This is a genomic window from Leucobacter sp. GX24907 (assembly GCF_053567335.1).
In genome coordinates this window covers 67,436-87,732 of record NZ_JBSGPD010000001.1, presented here as the reverse complement: position 1 = coordinate 87,732, position 20,297 = coordinate 67,436, and the positions used below count along the sequence as shown (strand labels likewise).

The 20,297-nt window shown below is 60.5% G+C and carries 17 protein-coding genes; 7 read left to right on the top strand and 10 right to left on the bottom strand.

What is annotated here, in order from left to right; genetic code table 11:
• Nucleotides 1–11: 11 nt before the first annotated feature.
• Nucleotides 12–2,168, bottom strand: coding sequence for a class 1b ribonucleoside-diphosphate reductase subunit alpha (nrdE, locus tag ACUYV6_RS00435; RefSeq protein ID WP_449276680.1), 2,157 nt, complete (start codon nucleotides 2,166–2,168; stop codon nucleotides 12–14).
• Complete coding sequence (gene nrdI, locus ACUYV6_RS00430; RefSeq protein ID WP_449276679.1) at nucleotides 2,165–2,653, bottom strand: class Ib ribonucleoside-diphosphate reductase assembly flavoprotein NrdI; 489 nt, start codon at nucleotides 2,651–2,653, stop codon at nucleotides 2,165–2,167. Before nrdI ends, nrdE begins: the two co-directional genes overlap by 4 nt.
• A 205-nt stretch (nucleotides 2,654–2,858) precedes the next feature.
• Here nrdI and ACUYV6_RS00425 point away from each other — a divergent pair, with 205 nt between their 5' ends.
• The 7 genes from ACUYV6_RS00425 to ACUYV6_RS00395 all read left to right on the top strand — a co-directional run bounded on the left by ACUYV6_RS00425 (nucleotide 2,859) and on the right by ACUYV6_RS00395 (nucleotide 9,744).
• On the top strand, nucleotides 2,859–3,545 hold the full coding sequence (locus ACUYV6_RS00425; protein ID WP_449276678.1) for a pyridoxamine 5'-phosphate oxidase family protein: 687 nt from the start codon (nucleotides 2,859–2,861) through the stop codon (nucleotides 3,543–3,545).
• On the top strand, nucleotides 3,542–5,374 hold the full coding sequence (locus ACUYV6_RS00420) for a phosphoenolpyruvate carboxykinase (GTP) (protein WP_449276677.1): 1,833 nt from the start codon (nucleotides 3,542–3,544) through the stop codon (nucleotides 5,372–5,374). Before ACUYV6_RS00425 ends, ACUYV6_RS00420 begins: the two co-directional genes overlap by 4 nt.
• Nucleotides 5,375–5,497: 123 nt before the next feature.
• Complete coding sequence (locus tag ACUYV6_RS00415; protein WP_449276676.1) at nucleotides 5,498–6,448, top strand: metal ABC transporter substrate-binding protein; 951 nt, start codon at nucleotides 5,498–5,500, stop codon at nucleotides 6,446–6,448.
• Between the two features lie 104 nt (nucleotides 6,449–6,552).
• Nucleotides 6,553–7,242, top strand: coding sequence for a metal ABC transporter ATP-binding protein (locus tag ACUYV6_RS00410; protein ID WP_449276675.1), 690 nt, complete (start codon nucleotides 6,553–6,555; stop codon nucleotides 7,240–7,242).
• Complete coding sequence (locus tag ACUYV6_RS00405; RefSeq protein ID WP_449276674.1) at nucleotides 7,239–8,174, top strand: metal ABC transporter permease; 936 nt, start codon at nucleotides 7,239–7,241, stop codon at nucleotides 8,172–8,174. Before ACUYV6_RS00410 ends, ACUYV6_RS00405 begins: the two co-directional genes overlap by 4 nt.
• The gene (locus ACUYV6_RS00400; RefSeq protein ID WP_449276673.1) at nucleotides 8,171–9,058 is read left to right on the top strand and encodes a metal ABC transporter permease; all 888 of its coding nucleotides are present in this window, start codon (nucleotides 8,171–8,173) and stop codon (nucleotides 9,056–9,058) included. Before ACUYV6_RS00405 ends, ACUYV6_RS00400 begins: the two co-directional genes overlap by 4 nt.
• Before the next feature lie 29 nt (nucleotides 9,059–9,087).
• Nucleotides 9,088–9,744, top strand: a complete 657-nt coding sequence (locus ACUYV6_RS00395; protein ID WP_449276672.1) for a metal-dependent transcriptional regulator — start codon at nucleotides 9,088–9,090, stop codon at nucleotides 9,742–9,744.
• Nucleotides 9,745–9,778: 34 nt separating this feature from the next.
• Here the strand turns inward: ACUYV6_RS00395 and ACUYV6_RS00390 are convergent, their stop codons facing one another.
• The 8 genes from ACUYV6_RS00390 to ACUYV6_RS00355 form a co-directional block, all read right to left on the bottom strand.
• On the bottom strand, nucleotides 9,779–10,456 hold the full coding sequence (locus ACUYV6_RS00390; protein WP_449276671.1) for a metal-dependent transcriptional regulator: 678 nt from the start codon (nucleotides 10,454–10,456) through the stop codon (nucleotides 9,779–9,781).
• 72 nt (nucleotides 10,457–10,528) lie between these two features.
• A complete protein-coding gene (locus ACUYV6_RS00385; protein ID WP_449276670.1) occupies nucleotides 10,529–11,605 on the bottom strand; it encodes a DNA-methyltransferase in 1,077 nt (358 codons plus the stop codon).
• 325 nt (nucleotides 11,606–11,930) lie between these two features.
• On the bottom strand, nucleotides 11,931–12,680 hold the full coding sequence (locus ACUYV6_RS00380; RefSeq protein WP_449276669.1) for a helix-turn-helix domain-containing protein: 750 nt from the start codon (nucleotides 12,678–12,680) through the stop codon (nucleotides 11,931–11,933).
• Between the two features lie 159 nt (nucleotides 12,681–12,839).
• Complete coding sequence (locus ACUYV6_RS00375; RefSeq protein WP_449276668.1) at nucleotides 12,840–14,501, bottom strand: copper resistance protein CopC; 1,662 nt, start codon at nucleotides 14,499–14,501, stop codon at nucleotides 12,840–12,842.
• A gap of 44 nt (nucleotides 14,502–14,545) precedes the next feature.
• A complete protein-coding gene (locus tag ACUYV6_RS00370) occupies nucleotides 14,546–15,286 on the bottom strand; it encodes a YcnI family copper-binding membrane protein (protein ID WP_449276667.1) in 741 nt (246 codons plus the stop codon).
• Nucleotides 15,287–15,328: 42 nt separating this feature from the next.
• The gene (locus ACUYV6_RS00365; RefSeq protein ID WP_449276666.1) at nucleotides 15,329–15,922 is read right to left on the bottom strand and encodes a DUF5134 domain-containing protein; all 594 of its coding nucleotides are present in this window, start codon (nucleotides 15,920–15,922) and stop codon (nucleotides 15,329–15,331) included.
• A gap of 106 nt (nucleotides 15,923–16,028) precedes the next feature.
• The gene (locus tag ACUYV6_RS00360; RefSeq protein ID WP_449276665.1) at nucleotides 16,029–18,269 is read right to left on the bottom strand and encodes a heavy metal translocating P-type ATPase; all 2,241 of its coding nucleotides are present in this window, start codon (nucleotides 18,267–18,269) and stop codon (nucleotides 16,029–16,031) included.
• Nucleotides 18,266–20,281: a cytochrome c oxidase assembly protein gene (locus ACUYV6_RS00355; RefSeq protein ID WP_449276664.1), complete on the bottom strand. Its 2,016-nt coding sequence runs from the start codon at nucleotides 20,279–20,281 to the stop codon at nucleotides 18,266–18,268. The genes ACUYV6_RS00360 and ACUYV6_RS00355 overlap by 4 nt, the downstream gene beginning before the upstream one ends.
• Nucleotides 20,282–20,297 lie beyond the last annotated feature (16 nt).

The window sequence follows — 20,297 nt, the reverse complement described above, 5'->3', positions numbered from 1 at the left end:
GGGTAAGGTGATTAGAGGGCGCAGGAGACACAGTTCTCGATCTCGGTGCCTTCGAGAGCTGGCTGGCGCAGCCGGATGTAGTAGAGCGTCTTGATCCCGGCCCGCCAGGCATAGATCTGGGCCTTGTTGATGTCGCGGGTGGTGGCGGTATCGCGGAAGAACAACGTCAAGCTCAACCCTTGGTCCACGTGGCGGGTCGCGGCGGCGTAGGTGTCGATGATCTTTTCGTAGCCGATCTCGTAGGCGTCTTCGAAGAACTCCAGATTCTCGTTGGTCATGTGCGGGGCCGGGTAGTAGACACGCCCGAGTTTGCCTTCTTTGCGGATCTCAATCTTCGCTGCGATCGGATGGATCGAGGCGGTCGAGTTGTTCACATATGAGATTGAGCCGGTCGGTGGGACAGCTTGCAAATAGGCGTTGTAGATCCCGTGCGCCATGACCGACTCCCGCAGTTCCTGCCAGTCAGCACGGCTCGGGATTGCGACGTCGGCCTCGGTGAAGAGGTCGCGGACCCGCTGGGTGGCGGGCTGCCAATCACGGTCGGTGTACTTGTCGAAGTAGGAGCCGTCGGCATACGCCGAGGTGTCGAAGCCTGCGAAGGTCTCGCCGCGCTCGATCGCGATCCTGTTCGAGGCGCGCAGGGCGTGGTAGGTGACGGTGAGGAAGTACAGGTCGGTGAAGTCGATGCCCTCCTCGCTGCCGTACCGGATGCGCTGGGAGGCAAGAAAGCCGTGGAGGTTCATTTGTCCGAGCCCGATCGCGTGCGATGCAGCGTTTCCGGCAGCTACTGATGGCACCGCGTCGACGTCGGTCTGTTCCGACACGCTCGTGAGTGCCCGCACCGCCGTCTCCACGGTCTGTCCGAAATCAGGCGAGGCGAAGGCCTGTGCGATGTTGAGCGAGCCGAGGTTGCAAGAGATGTCCCGGCCCACGTTCTCGTATCCGATGGCGGCGTCGTAGCGGGAGGGGGTGTTCACCTGGAGGATCTCGCTGCAGAGGTTCGACATGTTGATCCACCCGTCGACCGGGTTCGCGGCGTTAACGGTGTCTTCGAAGAGTACGTAGGGGTACCCGGATTCGAATTGCAGTTCGGCGAGGGTTTTGAAGAACTCGCGCGCACTAATCGTGGTCTTCCGGATCCTCGGGTTCCCGACCAGGTCGTCGTAGTGCTCATTGACAGACAAATCTGACAGCGGTGTGCCGTATTCGCGTTCCACGTCGTAGGGGCTGAACAGGTGCATGTCCCGGTTTTCCTTCGCGAGCTGGAAGGTCACATCGGGAATGACGACACCGAGGGAGAGGGTCTTGATGCGGATCTTCTCGTCTGCGTTTTCCCGTTTGGTGTCGAGGAACCCCATGATGTCAGGGTGGTGCGCGTGGAGGTATACCGCTCCCGCGCCCTGGCGGGCACCGAGTTGGTTGGCGTAGCTGAAGCTGTCTTCGAGGATCTTCATCACCGGGACGACGCCGGAGGCTTGATTCTCGATCTTCTTGATCGGTGCCCCGGTCTCGCGCAGGTTCGTCAGCAGCAGGGCGACCCCGCCGCCGCGTTTGGACAGTTGCAGGGCGGAGTTCACGCTGCGGCCGATGGATTCCAGGTTGTCTTCCAGACGCAGCAGGAAGCAGGAGACGAGTTCACCGCGCTGCGCTTTGCCGGCGTTTAAAAACGTTGGCGTCGCTGGTTGGAAGCGGCCCGTGAGCATCTCATCGACGAGGCTGGTCGCGAGTTTCGTGTCTCCTTGCCCGAGGTAGAGTGCGGTGGCGACGACGCGATCCTCGAAGCCTTCCAGGTAGGTGGTGCCGTCGAAAGTTTTCAGCGCATAGGACGTGAAGAACTTGAACGCTCCCAGGAATGTGTGGAATCGGTGGCGTACGCCGTGCGCGTGCTCGTGCAGCCCACTGATGAACTCTGGCGTGTAGGCGGCAAGGAACTCCGGTTCGTAGTAGTCGTGTTCGACCAGCCAAGTCAGGCGATCGTGCACTGATGGGAAGGTTTTCGTGTTTGGAACGACGTGCTGCCGGAAATACTCGTCCGCAGCTTCCTGGTCTTTGTCGAACTGGATCGACCCGTCTGGGGCGAACAGGTTCAGCTGTGCGTTGAGGGCGTGGTAGTCCTTACGGACGCCGATCCCGGTACGTGGCGGAGTTTCTTGAGTCATGGTGATCATGCGGGGTTCCTCTCATTGGAGGCCTGTGCCCAAAAACGGGTCAGGCCGTGGGTGACGTTGTGGATATCGCGCTGGGTACCCAGCAGTTCGAAGCGGTACAGCTCGGGGACGTGGCATTTGGCGGAGATGATGGGGCCTGCGAGGCAGTAGTCCTCACCGAAGTTCGTGTTCCCCGCCGTGATCACGCCCCGGATGAGTGACCGGTTGACCGGGTCGTTCAGAAACGAGATCACCTGCTTCGGCACCGCCCCAGCGTGCGCGCCGCCACCATACGTAGGAACGACCAGCACGAACGGACGAGCTACCCGAATCATCCCCTCGCTGCGGGGGCGCAAGGGGATGCGCGCTGCGGGCCGGTCGAGCCGCTCCACGAAGCGTCTGGTGTTCTCGGACACGCTGGAGAAGAACACCAGATCCGGAGACTCTGTGAATGTCAGTTCCCGCGTCAGGGGTACGGCCTGCCGTGAGCGAAGCGCGGTCGACATCGGGGTTCTCCTCTCCTGTCCGGCTGCCACGTGTCGCGTCAGCAACCACTACATGTTGTGCTTGACCCTCAGCGGAGGGGGCGTGTCTAGTAATAACATCACTGTAGTTCGTTTATGTACGACACGCCCACATTTGTAACTACGGCATGTCGAACATAGAATATTAGTTGCGCAGACGTACTGCGAGCGGAGGATCAGAGTGACGGTGGAAAACTCAAACGAAGGAAGCTGGTTGGAGGCGATCGCACTGTTTCAGCAGGCACGAACCGGCGATCACCGGGCCGGGATGCAATTGCTGGAGACCTCAGCCGACCCGACCCGCGTGGTGCACAGCCTGCTGCGGATGCTCACGGTCTTCCTTCGCGGCGAAGAGACCGCCAAGCTCGACCACTTCATGGACGTCTCCTATCGAGCCGGGCCCCCACCGCCATCAGCCCCTCGTAAACCCCAGGAGCGACCAGCTCAAGAAGGGCTCGTGACGAGACTTCACGGGAGAGCGAGGCTCGTCGAGCCGATGCGTGACATGCTCGCCACCCAGACCCCGATCCTCACCACCGTCACGAGGACAGGGGTGCCGGAGGTGGGGCCAAAGTGGTCGATGCCTGCGTGGAACGACCACACGCTGGTCTACAGCGAACACGCCAAGGGTGCACATATGGCGAACATTCGCTCGGGCTCCACGGCGGTCGTGACGGCGATCGACCAAGACACCCGAGTGGGCTACCGCTTCTCCGGCTCTCCGGAGGTGCACGAGCAGGGAGCGGTGTTCGATGCCGCCGTTGACTTTGCAACCGAGCAAGGGCTTAAGCGGCCCGTCGCAGGAGTCCTGATCCGCATCCATCACATACACACCCTCACGCAGGGATCCGGGACAGGAGAACCCCTCGAATGAACACGAGCATCGACCACACCTTGAACGCTGCAGACATCACCACGCAGTCGATCCGCGAGTTCGTGCAGGAATGGGCAGCGATCACCACTCCCACGCGAGTGGAAGTTGTCAGCGCGGCCGATGATGCTCGGCTCATCCAAGAGGCGCTGGATGCCGGTGAGCTGCTCCGGGCTGGTGAGGGGCGCTACTATGCCAGGTCGCATGTGAACGACACGGCCCGGTCGGAAGCACGCACTGTCGTCGCGACCAGCAACCCGTCGGATCGTGGCGTCTACAACAACTGGCATCCGGCCGACGAGGTCACCGCGACATTACGAGGGCGAATGCGTGCAGCCTCCGCAGGTAAGACCATGTATGTGGTGCCCTACCTCATGGCCGTACCCGGGACGCCCCTCGCCCCGTTTGCTGCAGGCGTGCAGCTCACCGACGACCGCACCGTCGTGCTGCACATGATCCGTATGGCTCGCGTCGGCCTCCACCTATTCGACGACCTTGACGATCCCGACTTCTTCGTTCGTGGCGTGCATGTCACCGGTGACCTCGACACCTTAAACCAGGGCACCCCCGAAGATCAGCGCCTCTTCGCCACAATCGCAGACCAGCGCACCATCCTGCACTACGGCTCCGCATACGGTGGCAACGCGCTCCTCGGGAAAATCGCCCATGCTCTGCGTCTTGCCTCCTACGACGGTTGGGTCTCCGGACGATTCCTTGCCGAGCAATTTCTGCTGCTCGGCATCGTCGACACCCACACCGGCCGCACCTATCACGTGTGCGGCGGGTTCCCCAGCGCCTCAGGCAAGACGAACCTCGCGATGACCCTGCCGCCTCACACTCTCGGGGACCGGTACCGGGTGGAGTTCTACGGCGACGATATCGCCTGGCTCTGGGCGGGAGACGACGGTCGGCTCTACGGTATGAACCCCGAAAACGGGATCTTTGGTGTCGCGAAAGACACCAACGAAACCACGAACCCTTCAGCTATCGACGCCATGGGCCCCGGAAGCGGCGCGATTTTCACGAACGTTGCCCGCCACGACCTCACCGGGGAGGTGTGGTGGGAAGGCAAAACCCCAGAGCCGCCAACGCAGATCGAAGGATGGCGCGACTGGACCGGTCACCTTATCACCGACCGCGACGAGCGCACGAGGAATGACCCCTGGGCGCACCCGAACAGTAGATTCGCGACCGCACTCGTCAACATCCCCACGCTCGCTCCTGCCGCTGACCATCCCGCCGGAGTACCAATTGACGCGATCATCTTCGGTGGACGCACGAGTGACCGTGAACCTTTAATCCGCGCGATCACCGATCTCGCGGAGGGTGTCTACGACGGCCTCACCTTGGGTGCTGAGGCCACCTTCGCAGCCGAGGGCCTCGACGGGCAACTGCGCTATGACCCGATGTCCATGCGACCCTTCCTCTCCTACCCGGAAGGGGACTACGCCCAGCACTGGCTCTCCATCCTCGGCAGACTTGCCCACCCACCGATCTTCGCTCACGTCAATTGGTTCCAGCGAGACCCAGATGATGGCCGCTACCTCTGGCCCGGGTACCGAGAGAACCTCCGTGCCCTCCTTTGGCTTATCGACCACCACCACGGACGCGCGAACGGGCAGCACACCCCCGTCGGTATCGTCCCCACACCTGACGAACTCAACCTCGACGGGCTCAATCTCCGAGTGGGCGACCTTGACCGGCTGCTCCGTATCGACCATGCGCGATGGGGTGCTGAGATGCACCACCGTAGCGAGCATCTCGCCCAATTCCCGAACCTCCCCGAACCTATTCGTGACGAGCACAAACGCATCACCACTCAATTCGAATAGCGGTGAGTTCAGTCACCTAAAGAACAAAGTTCGCGGATGCTTGAACATTTAAATCGATTGCTATGCTTCATAACTACGACACTCCAAACAAATAAGTTTTCTGAATAAAGAGAAAGATGTTCAATGCGCACTCAATCACGACTGATTGCCGGCCTGGGAGTCGTGGCGGCAGCCGCGCTCCTGATCACAGGTTGCTCCGCCACCCCGCAAGAGAGCAGTAGTGACGAGCCGCTCACGGTGTATGCGACTACCGGGTATCTCGCGGATGCGGTCGTGAATATTGCCCCCGACGCTGTCGTCACCACGATGGTCGGGCCCGGCGGAGACCCACACACATACCAGCCGTCGACCCGGGACATCGAGAAGATTCAGAGCGTCGATGTGGTTCTGTGGAATGGACTGTATCTGGAAGCACAGATGATCGACCTGTTGGAGAGTCGCGGGGATCGTCAGCTCGCAGTAGGCGATGAACTCCCGGAGGATCTGCTGCTCGAGTGGCCGGAGACCGACGATGCGGGTAACCCGCTGCACGACCCGCATGTGTGGAACAGCCCCGAAGCGTGGTCACTTGTCGTCGGCTATGTGGCTGACAAGCTCGGCGAGATCGATCCCGACAACGCCGCGGAATACCAGGCGAACGCGACGGCGTATCAGGGGCAGATCGCTGAGGCTGCCAGCGAAGTCGAAGCACTTCTCGCGAGCGTGCCGGAGCCTCGGATCTTGATCACCGGCCACGACGCGTTCAACTACTTCGGTGACACCTATGACCTCACCGTGCATGCGACCGACTTCGTCTCCACCGAGGCAGCTTTGAGTGCGGGAGAACTATCAGAGCTGGCGAAGATGATTGCCGACAACAAGGTGCCGGTGATCTTCCAAGACAACCAGGCCAACCCGCAAGCCATCACGAGCCTGCAAGAAGCAATTCGAGCGCTCGGCTGGGAGGTCGAGATCTCCGACGAGGAACTCTATGCAGACTCCCTCGGTGCAGATCCCGGAGTCGACACCTACCTCGGCGTCTTCCTCCATAACGCACACGCTGTTTCAGACGCCCTCGGACAGGAGGCACAGTGACCGACACTACGACAACATCCACCACACCCACCACGTCCCCCAGACAAAACATCCAGCTTGCGTGCTCGACGGTGAACCTGTCGGTCGCGTACCGGGACGATCCGGTGCTGCGCGGCGTCGATTTTCGCGTCCCGCAGGGGGTCGTAATGGGTATCGTGGGGCCGAACGGGGCCGGGAAATCCACCCTGATCAAGGCGATGCTCGGGCTCGTGAAACCCCTCACCGGGTCGAGTGAGTTCTTCGGCAGCCCGCTCGCGCGGGTGCGGCAGCGCGTCGGATACATGCCCCAGTCCACAAGCGTAGACTGGGATTTCCCGACCACCGTTCTCGACGTGGTCACGATGGGCACCTACGGCTCCCTCGGCTGGCTCCGCCGCCCCGGAAAAATCGAACGCGCCCGCGCTGTCGAAGCGCTGGAGCAGACAGGGATCCCCGACCTCGCATCTCGTCAGATCGGCGAGCTTTCCGGTGGGCAACGTCAGCGTGTTTTTCTCGCCCGCACCCTCGTGCAGGCACCGGACCTGTACTTCATGGACGAACCGTTCCAAGGCATTGATGCGAAAAGCCAGCAGGCCATCGTCACCGTACTCCACTCACTGCGCGAACAGGGCAAGACCGTGGTCATTGTGCATCACGACCTCGCCACAGTGCGCGATTATTGCGACCACGTGACCCTGCTGAACCGCCGGATCGTCGCCACCGGACCTGCAGAAGAATCGTTCACGAAAGACAATATTCGCACCGCCTACGACGTCACCGCCGAAGACGACGCCTTTCTCGAGTTCACCTCATGAGCCCGATCGAGTTTTTCGACAACCACACCTACCGCATGGTGTTATTCGGGACGATGACGATCGGCCTGGTTGCAGGGGCGCTCGGCAGCTTCGCGTACCTGCGCAAGCAATCCCTCATCAGCGACGTCATCTCCCACGCCGCACTCCCCGGCACGCTGCTAGCATTCCTGACCGCTGTCGTGGTGCTCGGCACCGATGGACGCAACATGATCACGTTGATCATCGGCGCAGTCATCATCGGCACCATCGCAGTGCTGTTCGCCAACGGCACCACACGCACCTCGAAGATCCGCATCGACACCGCGATGGCAGTATCCCTGACGATCTTCTTCGGCGCAGGCATGCTCCTCATGCGGATCATCGCCAACGGAGCCTTTCCCGGCAAAGGCGGCATCCAGGACTACCTCTTCGGCAACGCCTCCGTGATCACGATCGCCGACCTCACCACCAGCATCACCGTCGGTGCCCTCGCATTGGTGCTCATGGTCGTGTTTTGGAAAGAATTCGCGCTCCGCACCTTCGACCCCGACCATGCCACCGTGCTCGGCTTCCCAGCCCGCACCATCGACACTCTCATGTTCACCACGATCGTCATCGCCACCGTGATCGGGGTCAAAGCCGTCGGGCTCGTGCTCATGGTCGCATTCGTCGTCACCCCAACCGCCGCCGCACGGCAATGGACACGTACCCTGCCCAGCATGGTGGCACTCTCCGCCATCTTCGGCGCGGCAGGCAGCGGGATCGGCGCATACCTGTCGATCGCATTCGGCAACATCCCCACCGGGCCGCTGATCGTGCTCACCCTGTTCACCATCTTCGTGGTTTCTCTGCTATTTTCCCCGCGCCGCAGCATCATTACCCGCGTCCTCTCGCGCAGACGCGCCCGCACCATGCTGAAGCAGGAACTCCTCTTGGAAAGGACCGCGCGATGAGTTTCGCCATTGGCACTATGCTGCTCGCCGTCGTTACCGCCGTCGCTTGCGCGCTCCCCGGTACCTTCGTGGTGCTGCGTCGCGGGTCGATGCTCGTCGACGCAATCGCCCACTCCGTGCTCCCCGGCATCGTTGTCGGCTACTTCATCACCCGCAACTTCGACTCACCCCTCCTCATCATCGGGTCCGCCCTCGCAGGACTGCTGGTGGTCCTCGGCGCAGAATGGCTCTCCCGCACCGGCCTCCTCACCGGGGACGCCCCGCAGGGACTCATCTTCCCTGCCCTGTTCAGCGGAGGGGTGATCTTGGTGAGCATGAACTTCGCGAACATCCACCTCGACACCCACATGGTGCTCGCAGGCGACCTCAACATCGCCGCGTTCCGACATCTGATCATCGGCGGTGTTTCCGTAGGCCCGTCCTACATGTACGTGATGCTCGCGGTCCTGCTCGTCAACGTCATCTTCCTCACCGTGTTCTACTCAAAACTCAAGGTCACCACGTTCGACTCCGAGTTCGCGGGCAGCCTCGGCATTCGCACCGGGCTCATCAACACCGCGTTCATGTTCCTCGTCTCCGTGACCGTCACCGCCGCGTTCAACGCATCGGGCGCGATCCTCGTGATCGCACTCGTCGTCGTGCCGCCCGCCACGGCCTACCTGCTCAGCACGCGCCTTCCCGTGATGATCACGCTCACCGTGATCATCGCCTCTGTCGGTGCGGTGGCAGGCTTTTGGGTCGCGTACGTTCTCGATGCTGCCACCAGCGCGGGGATGTCCGTGTTCTACGGGCTCATGTTCGCTGCCGTGCTGGCAGGCACACGGCTTGCACAACGCCGAAGACAACTCGCACACCACGAGATCTCAGCACTGGCCTCCGCGTAAACGGGGCTTCCCGACGTGAACATCAGACCATGAAGGAGAACACCGCGATTCAATACTTGAAGGTAATTTGGCATCTTCAAGAACACAACCGCGCCCCCGTCAGCGTCACCGCCCTCACCCGCCGTCTTACCAGAGCCCCGGCCACCGTCTCGCAGGCCATCAAAGGACTGAGCGAGGCGGGCCTCATCCGCCACGAACGATACGGCCCCATCGATCTGACCGACGAGGGCCGCAAGGTCGCGCTCGTCGCGATCCGACACGAACGGATAGCGCGCGCATTTCTCTGCAGCGTGCTCGGCATACCCTGGCCAAATATTGCAGAGGAAGCCTCAGGAATCAGTCTTGCCCTCACGACCACGCTCGCAGAGCGTATGTTCCAGAAGGCCGGATCACCGATTGTCGACCCTTACGGGCACCCCATCCCAGATATCACCGGCCACCTCAGTAAGGTTTCCGATGCCGCACTGAAAAGCCACTCCGTCGCAGTAGATCTGCGTATCACACGGGTGGTGGAAGGTGATCGCGAACTCTTCGAACGTTTCCAGATGCTTGGTCTTACCCCCGACTCGCCCGCGCAAATCACACATATCGATCACGCAACCGGTGTCATCGAGCTGGACACCTCGACCGGGAAAGCAAGCCTGGGACTTACCGTCGCTGGTGAGATATACGCTGTCACTGCCTAAGCGGCAACAGACCGGCTCACCCCGACGCACACCACTATTCGAGCATCGCCACCCAGACCGCATCCGTCGCAGAACGCCCAAGCGGCAGCACCGCCTCGTGTTCCACGACAGCCACCTCTAGCGTGTCCGTGTAGGGAGCCGCGGCTCTCGTCTCCAGAACGGTCCCGTACACGATGCCATGATCCGCGAAAAACTGCAGCAAATTCGGGTCATCGTCAGAAATCCGCTCTACCCGAACCCGTGCCCCCGCGCTGACGGTCGTGAGCAGCACCGCATCGGGCCTCGTCACCGTCCCGTCCGCCGCAGGAATCGGGTCACCGTGTGGGTCGCGCTCCGGATATCCGAGAAGCTCATCGATGCGGTCAATCATGAAATCCGATACGGCATGCTCAAGCATGTCCGCCTCTTCATGCACCTGATCCCACCGATACCGCAACACCTCGACCAGAAACGACTCGATCAGTCGATGCCGACGCACCATCGTCACTGCATGCGACTGCCCCTCCGGCGTCAGGCTCACCGCACTGTAGCGGGCATGCTCCAGCAGGCCCTGTGTACTGAGCTTCCGGATCGCATCAGACGCTGTCGACAACGCGACCCCCGTGCGTGCTGCGACCATTGACGCGGTCACCGGAACATCGGACCACTCCCCAAGGCTCCACACCGCCTTGAGATAGTTTTGAGTACTCTCCGACAACGTAGACACCGACATAACCGCAGTTTACCAAACATTAAACTACGACACGGCGAAACTTTTCTGACCTATGCAGCGGTGTTGAGGCGACTACCGATCTAGCCGTGACAGCACCAACGGCGCATAGGACGGGTCTTTCTCGATCCCGACAATCGAGCATCCGAGGCTCACTGCAGCCTCGATTGTCGTCCCCGACCCGGTGAACGGTTCCAGCACCACTCCTCCGGGCGGGGTGATGAGTGTGACCAGCCATCGCATCAACCCGAGCGGTTTCACAGTCATGTGCGAAACCCCAAAAGCTCGAGGTCGTTCAATCGTGGAAGGTTTGTGATCGAAGCGGAAGATAGGGAACTTCTTCGAAAGCGACTCGCCTTGCCATGTACCGGTCAACATATCCACGGCATCAGCCTGAGAAAGGTCGAAGGCAACGTTTGTGGGCCACCTGTTATCTGCGAATCGGGCACCGTCGATATTGATGCCACCAACCCCATGCGCGAGGACATTACGGATCGTATTTTCCTCCGGTGGTTTGCGGGCGATGATGATCGGTTCAAACGCGGGCCGAAGCGCCGTACCCCATCCTTCCCACCGTTGCGCATCGTCGGTGACCGGCCTGCCTTTGGACAGCACCGTGCGGGTTGCACCGAGTACTCCGTCATGCTCAGAGTTCTGCACGGTACGGTCCTGGCGCTGCACACCATGGTGTTTGTCGATTGCGTGCGAGATGTCCATCGACTTCGGCATCCCCGTGGTGTGCAACCATGCAATCTGGTCCCGGATCTCAAACCCTGCATTCTCAATCCCGCGCACCATCCGATGCCACGTGCGTGTACCACCGAACGCTGCCACATACGCACCAGGCTTCAGCGCATGCAGTGCGCCCGCAGCCCACGCCGTGCACCACGTCTCGAACACCTCCGGCTCACGCATTGCACTCGTGTCGATGTGTGGTAGCGATTCGCGGAACCCGGTCGCGTCGTCCCAGGCCTGCCCATTGAAGCTCAGCCCGTATGGCGGATCGGTAACGAGCGCGTCAATACTGGCCGCGGGCAGGAGCGGGAGGAGGTCGACCGCATCCCCGAGGTAGAGCGTCGCCCGTTCATTAGCGAACACTGGTTCAGGCAGTTCGGTTAGGCGCGCGGTGGGCGGCGGTGTGAAGTCTGGCATGACGTGGGCTCCCTGTTGTTTGGGGCTTGTTCGCCGCCGTGTGCGATGAACAGGCCCACCCAGCAGGTACGGGCCATCCCGAGGAGCCCCGAGCCCACACACCGCCACCGTGAACGACGCCCCAAGAACCGCTATTGGGCGCTTCGCGTCATATGACGAACCCACCAGAATCTCGACGATACCCAGTGCTCGAGATCTCCCACACACGATCGGCAATCAACGAGAGAGCGGGATTTATTACATCAGAAGTCACGATTCAGGCCAGCGCTGATCACACTTATTGACTTGCTAAAGTCGTCATTGGCATTGGTTTCGAGGTGCCTTCTCAGCTGCGGTAGAAGCTTGCATAGACACTCGGAGCTTCTCCATATCGCTGTTTGAAGGCTCGCGAAGCGACCGTAGGGTCGCTCCAGCCCACTACAGCAGCGATCTCAGCTACCCCGAGTCTCGTAGTGACGAGAAGCTCAGCCATTCGGTCCGCTCGCAATGTACGGAGGAATGTCGCGGGTGAGAGGCCAACTTCAGTTCTGAACAAACGCACCAATTGCGAGTTGGATAATGCCACTTTGCTAGCAAGCTCATCGATTCGCCAGACACGACCCAGGTCGGCGCGCAAAAGAGCAATTGCTGTGAGCACTTCCCGGCGAGACGGTGCGCCCGCCCCCATTACCCGCCTCTCTGCTGTACCTGCCAAGCGCCCCACCGCATCGAATATATCTGAGGCAATCGACAGCACTTTAAAGAGTGCACTCGCATTACTGGACTGCTGCGCCAACCATGCCAAAGACGGCGTGAGATGACGCATCACTGGAGCTGTGACCTGTAGATGCTGCAGTTGCACCTCCCTACTTAACGCACGATTTAAATGGTGTACCAGAGGATGCGTGATTGAAATCCAACGCAACTGATCATTCAGATAGTCAGGATGGATGTATAACGTGACGGTGCGCGTGTACCCTGCAGGGTAACCTCGATATTCTAATCCCACTGGGATGGTCAGAATAGTTCCTGACTCCAGAAGAACCTCATCGGTCGAGGAACTCACCCGGGCCCAACCAGCAATCGTGAACACCACCTTCACACGCTTTGCCGTTACGGAACCCGACGGACTATGCGCTGTCTGATCTCGCGCAAACAACGGAGACCCGATAGCAGCAGATGGGCTCGTCTCAGAAACACACAAAGTTCTTCGCATATGTCGGGAGTCTGACTTGTACCGCTGGTCTTCTGTATGTCATGGGATGGTAATGGTGTCGATCGCGATGGGCTGGTCGTAGTTCGAGATACGGGCGGTGATCTCGACCTGCCATTTGCCGCTGACGGGGAGGGTGAGCGACGATTCATACTTCCCCGTCGCGGTGTCTAGTTTTGTGACCGCGGTAATGGGCCCCAGCTGTTGTTCGGGGAGCCGTGCCGAGACAAGCACCTCTTCCGTGGCGATAGGCTCTCCGCCGTAGGCGAGTTGAAAGACAAGAGTATTGGAACCGATCGCGGTGGGACTTAATGAGCCTTCGACGACCAGGCCCTGCGATTCGATTCGCACCGAGGTCTCCTGCGAAGTTGCGGTTTGGGGCCGAGTGCTGTCGTGGTGGTGTGCATGGTTCGGACTGCTATTTCCGAGATATCCAGTGATGGCAATAACAACGACGATGAGGGCAGCTTCGTAACTGAGGATGCGTTTGAGCGTCGCCCAACGCAGACCGGCCGAGGGGTGCACGATAATGCGCGGAAGGAGCCGAGTACGGTTCCAAGCAGCGAGGGCAATGACCGCCGCAACGATACTGAGTTTGAGCAACAGGGTCAGGCCATAGCCGGTATCGACTAGCTGTGACGGCGCATCGAGGATCAGCACGGTCATGACGGTGCCGCTAACCGCGAGAAGAATCACACTGTACAGAGCGAACCGGGAGAAGCGTATAGTCAGCCTGACTGCTCGTTCGACATCCGCTGCGGTGCTGGCACGACGCGGGCCGACTGACGCCAAGAACTGAAGGAGCCCAAGCACGCCGCCCATCCAGAATGCACCGACGATGAGGTGCGAAACGTCGGCGGCGATAATGAGCCACACCGGTTCGGTCGTCTGGGAGTGCCCCACCAGAACCGGCGTTGCAGTCGCTACCGCAGCCAAGACAACGGACGAGACCCGAGCGGCCGAGGAATGGACATGCACGGCGAGCAGATATGCGGCGAGTCCCGTGATCAGCGCGACAGCGGCGACGAGCGTCGGTGGCCCCTGCACTCCTGGCAGCCAGCTGCTGGGGTCGAGTATCGATCCCAGACTTTCACCGGTTATGCGCAGCGCAGAGGCAGGGACCAGCATGCAGGAAGCGGCAACCCCGCACCACAGGGCCGCTTTGAGAAGACGGCGCGTACCCCGAGGGAAGAGTTGGCGGTGTCGTAAGACGATGCTGTGGAAAAACAAGAGTCCTGCGAATATGAACAGCCCGAGGTATTGGATCGCGGTCAGTACAGTGACGGTCGACTCGGTGGAGGCCGGAGTCTCGATTTCGGTGCCGAGCGTCGAGGCTGATGCAGATGCTATGCCGATGTGAAAGGTGATCGCGCCGCCGACGGGGTGCCCGTCGGCGGACACGATCCGGTAACTGAGCGCATACGTGCCGTCGGCGAGCCCGCCCGGTAGGGAGATGATGACGGAATCGTCGCGTGTCTGTGCGTCAAGGGTGACCGGTTCGCCGTAGCTGGGGAAAAGGCGGATCGCGCCGTCAATGAGCCGCACAGGTTCATTGAACTGCAGCTCAGCGCTCACCGGGGCGCCCTTAAGAACCTCCCCGTCTCCAGGAGTGGTACCCAGCAGAATAGCGTGCGCACTCGCCGGGAAAACGCCATTGCTCAGTGCCAGCACACCCCCGAGGAGGACGGCCAGCAGCACCCGCATTACCATCCCCTCGAAAGGACGCCTCTTTCCTGCGACGGTCAGGCTCATGCCTGCTTGCGCCCCCGAACCAGTGCGACGATGCCGGTAAGGAGCCCCAGGGTTCCGATGACCAGTGCGGTGATTACCAACGGTGTCTGCGCGCTCGAGGCCTCATCCTGAGTCACTGCTTCCGAACCTTCTGCAGTGTGCTCGCCGTGACCGCTGTTCGCGCTTGCCTCAACAATAGTAATCTCCGGCGATGGGAGATCGAGCTCGTGCGGATCCTGACCTTCGGCCGCAATCTGTACCCACGCCGATTCACCCTGTTCGCAGGTCTGCACTGTGGGGAAGTACAGCGTCGTGCCCGCTGCATCGTCAGGGAGTTTCAATGACAGTTCGAATGCGTCTCGCTGACCGTCGGGCAGTGGAGTCTGAGTTGTGTAGATGACTTCCGCGATTCGTTCGGTCATTTCGTTACCGTGACTATCAGTGATCGGTGTCTCGAGGATCTCGGAAACCGTCTCGACCGAGTAGAGCGGGTTACGGGTTGGGGTGACTGAAGTGATCTCTTCGGGGATCTGGATCGACACGGCCGTCGTCGCTGACCCGTCACAGCCATGCGGAACACTGAATGTGAGGAGTGAGTAAGCCCCGGCTTCTGCCGTGTCCGAATTGATCGTGACGTGCGCGTTCGCGGCCACGGCTCCACCAAATGCGAGCGCGACCGCCCCCAGCATCGCCGCCCCAGCCATCCAGAACGGGCGCTTCGCCCGAGACGACATCTGCTGCTGTGTGATTTCTTCCATTTGTTTTCCCTTCTCTTTATGTCGCCCCGGTTTGGGGCAACCTCAACCGACAAGCATCGGCAGGCACATCGCTGCCATCCCGAGGCACATCAGTGCCCCAGAAGCGACATCTCCGGTGTGCCCTGCCCACGTTCGTTTTCCGCCCCGCACGCAGTCAACGAACTCCACGACGAAAACCGCTCCGGCAACGATCAGCCCCGCAGTCACCGCAACACCGGTCAGCGCAGCACCAATTGGCAGGGCGGAGTGATCATGCCCGGAGGCCGACGGGTCCGCATCGGCCATGACAGCGACCATCCACACCATCGCGAGCATCATGACCACATGTACGGCCTGATGCCAGGCACCATGTCCGCCGAGCGTACGGCGGGATACTCTGCGTGATGCCTGGAGGACCAACATAATCGCGTACCAGACTGCAGCAGTAACGAAGAACACGAGTTGCGGTGTACTGGGAATCGCCGCCCACCACAGCCATGCCATGGTCGCCATATCGGCCGCCATCACTGCGTGGAGCGCATGTCCGATCGCCTGAAGCGACCGTGACCCATCTACGAATACGCGAAGCACTGAGTAGACGGTGAGTGCAGAAAATAGGACGGTAAAGCCCCACTGCACGACCGGATCAGTGAACAATTACCCTCCAGATTATCTCTACATCATGTAGTAGATACTGTAGTGGGGTTTGTCCCGATTCCGCAAAGTGATGTTCGAAAATCGCACCTTGCCGTCGTAGCGAAGGTCAGTGTGTTCGGTGAAAGTTCTGGAGCCTGAGGCTGTTGTAAACCACCAAGACAGAGGACAGCGCCATGGCTCCTGCAGCAATGAGGGGATTGAGGAAGCCAGCGGCAGCGATCGGGATTGCGGCGATGTTGTACCCGAACGCCCAGCCGAGGTTGACGCGGATGGTCCTGAGGGTGCGTCTCGACAGCACGATCGCATCTGGAATGACCGCGAGATCATCACGGACCAGGATGATGTCAGCAGACCTGAGTGCGATATCGGTGCCGTTCACGAGAGCGAGCCCAAGATCTGCGGCGGCGAGGGCGACGGCGTCGTTGATCCCGTCGCCAACCATGGCAACGCGTTCGCCCTGAGCTTGCAGTGCACGCACGACATCGGCTTTCTGCGCAGGGAGCACTTCGCTGTGAACGGTGCCGATGCCAAGCTTGGCGGCGGTGTGCTCGCCCGCGGCACGGTTGTCACCGGTGAGAAGCACCGTGGTCAACCCCTGCCGATGCAACGCCTCCACGGCCTTTTTCGCACCCGGTTTGGTAGTGTCGGTGAGCCCGATCGTGCCGATGACACTTCCCGCGTGCGCGACAAACACAACCGTTTCCGGAGCAGAATCACCGATATCGGGAGCAAGGTGATCGTCTATTCGAATTTGGTGATCTCGCATGTAAGCAAGGTTTCCGATGCGGGCATGTTCGCCGTCGATGATCGCGGAAGCTCCCTTACCCGGGACGGCTTGAAACTCGTGAGGTGGTTCGAGGTCGGTGATCTGTTTCTTCGCCGCCGACACGATCGCGCGGGCGATGACATGTTCTGAACCTTGCTCCAGGGATGCAGCGATGCGCAGCAGTTCATGTTCTGCAACACCCGCTACTGGGGAGATGCTGCTGACCATCATTGTGCCGCTCGTGAGGGTGCCGGTTTTGTCGAGAACGACGGTAGTGATGGTGCCACTTGCTTCGAGTGCGTCTTGGCCTTTCACCAAAATTCCGAGGCTTGCCCCGCGTCCGATGCCGACCATGAGCGCGGTCGGGGTAGCGAGGCCGAGTGCGCAAGGGCAGGCGATGATGAGCACGGAGATTCCGACCGCGAAGCTGCGTTCGAAGGATGCTCCGGCAATCATCCAGCTCGCACCGACAACAATTGATAGGGCGATCACGGCGGGAACAAAATAGGTGGTGATTCTGTCGACAAGAGTCTGCACACGGGCTTTCCGGGCCTGAGCCTGTTCGGCGAGCACCGCCATCTGTGCGAGTTGAGTGTGCGCGCCAACGGAGGTGGCCTGCACCTCGAGTCTGCCATTCGTGCTGATCGTTCCACCCACCACAGCATCCCCTGAGGCAACGTCCGCCGGTAGCGGCTCACCAGTGAGCATGCTCGTGTCTACAGCCGCGGTGCCGGTGACGATCGTCCCATCGGCAGGAATCGTCTCGCCAGGCAGGACGACGAACATGTCATCAACCCGGAGTTGAGAGACAGGCTGGATACGTTCCTCACCGTCCTGTGCGATACGAACGTGGGTGGATGCAAGCTGATTCAGCGCTCCGAGTACATCCCCGGCTTTGCGTCTGGATCGGGTTTCGAAGTAGCGGCCCGCGAGTTGGAAAGTCGTCATGCCCGCGGCGACGTCAAGGTAGATCGAATTCGCACCTTCGGGTGCAATACCGAATCCAAGCCAGTACCCGGCGCCTTCGGCACCAACCCCAAACAGGAGTGTTACAACTGCCCACCCGAAGGATGCGGCGATACCGATGGACACGAGCGTGTCCATGCTCACGTTGCCGTAGCGAAGGTTTCGCACGGTCGCTTTATGAAAAGGCCACGCCGCCCAAGTGACAATCGGCAAAGCAAGTGCCACACAGAGCCACTCCCAGCCAGGGAACCGCCAACCGGGAACGAGAGCGAGAACAATCGTGATATCCATGAGCGGTACTGTGAGGACCGCAGCAAGAAGAAGTCGCCGCCGAAGCGAGGTGATCCGCACCTCAGTGGCGCGACGAGACCACGCATCATCCGCATCGTCATGGATGCGAGCCCCGTACCCAGCTTTTTCCACTCGTTGGAGCGCTTCGCTTGTTCGATCGCTGCTCAGTCCCGTGACGAGTGCACGTTCGGTCGCATAGTTGACGCTGGCAGTTACGCCATCGAGCTGATTCAGCGCGCGCTCGACCCGGCCAGCACACGCTGCGCAGGTCATTCCCGAAACGTCGAACTGCACGGGTTCGACGAGATCCTGCTGCAGAGTCATACGTTCGTGTCCTTCGTGAAATGCGGTCCGCCCTGTTTGGGGCGGGTGCGGGTTTGGCGGCTGGCGAGGGTTTCGAGCATTCGGTTATAGTCATCGAATTCATCATCCCTGCCGGTATCAAAGTGGCGATCTTTCCGTCGGGCATCTTTTGCATCCTGACGAGACCACTGAACTCCCAGCGTGATAATCACCAACAGCAGTGGCAGTTCGCCTCCCGCCCAAGCGACCCCGCCACCGAAATACTGAGACTGAGCGAGGTCTGCCCAGGGCAAGTCAAGGTAACGATAGAAGTTCTCGGCAACTATATTCCCGTCGCGGGTCATGAGGATGACGCCGAAGAACGCGTGGAAAGGCATCGCGGCCAACGCAAAACCGAGCTTGCCGATATGCGGAAGCGGGCGCGGAGGGCGGTCGACACCGATCACGAGACCGTAGAAGAGGTACCCGGCGATCAGGAAGTGCACGTTCATTAGCTGATGCGCCCAGTGGAATCGCATGTACTCGCCGAAGATTCCAGAAAAGTAGAGCCCGTAGTAGGAGCTGACGAACAGGATGAACACGAACAGTGGGTTGTAGACGAATCGGAGCGCCCGCCACTGCAAAACCCAGAGCAACCAGCTATGCACTCCCGCCGGGAGGCCAGGGTTCGAACGGGTGGCCCGCAGCAACAGCGTGATAATGCCACCCATGACCAGCAGAATCGGAGCGAGCATATTGAGACTCATGTGCACGATCATGTGGATTCCGAAATCAGGAGCGGAGTATTTCCCGAATCCGGAATTCGTCACGAATATGACCACGACCCAACCGAGTACCCAAGCGATGGTGCGCCCGACCGGCCACGCATCACCACGACGGTGAAGTATATGCACTGCCGCCAAGTAGACGATTATCGCGGCAAGGGCGAGCACGAGGAAGATAAGGTTGGGACGCCAGTGCGTGAACAACACCAGCGTTGCGGGAGCTGCGTCGACCTCGAAACCGAGGAACACTTGAGATATGCTCGTTGGCACGAAGTACTGCGGCGGCGGGATGCGAGTCATCGCCGCGGTTACACCCACCCAACCGCTGATCGCGATCGTGGCGACCACTATCAAAACACTAACATGGCGCTCCACAAGCCGACGCCGACGCCATACGAACCACCCCGCTGCGAGCACACTGACCAGGATCGCTAGGAACATGCCACGTGAGACGATCTGCCAACCTGTCACCGAGTCGAATAGACCAGTGCCCGCTAGTTTGAACCAGGCCAGGAGAATATCGGCTGCAACGACTACGACAAGCGCGACGGCCAGCGCCTTAAACATACGGGTCAGCATCTCTGGAGCAAGCAGCCTCCCAGAAGCGACCCGAAACGAGGCGACCATCAGTGCTCCGAAGACCGCGTTCGTCAGCAACGTTTGATAAGCACCGGCATCACTGCCGAAATCATGCTCCGGACCGACCAGGATCTGCCCGACAACCACCGGCGCGAGTATCCCGAAACACGACGCCCACAAAGGTATAAGCAGTCCCGTCCAACGCTCGACGACCATGCTCACGAAGAACGTCACGAGAGCCGCGAGAAGCGACACAGTCCAAGCCTTCGGAAACGCACTCGCCTCATACAAGAAGACCCATGCCCCATCGGTCAAGCGAGAAAATGGGAACCCGTTCTTGCTTAGCATTTCAAACAGCACCATTGCCGCAGAAGACGTCGCCCAGACAGCCGACGCAACCCGGAGCACCGACAACTCGAACACGGCCCCTAGCCGGTCAGCCGCCCGACCCCGTGCGTCACGAAAGAACAGCAGCGACAGCAATGCGCCTATGGTCACCATTGACGACAGGTCCGCTACGCTCTGCCCGATCGCAGTGAGGATTGCGACATAAAACCCCGGAAAGCTTGTACGAAGTGCTTCATACGGAGCCGGTCCCGCAACGAGAGCGGTGATGGCCGGAGGTAACAGTACGAGAAGAGCCGCCACCAATGCACACGCCACAACAAGGCCCCGGCGACGGGCGATCACAGGATGATCGGTAGAA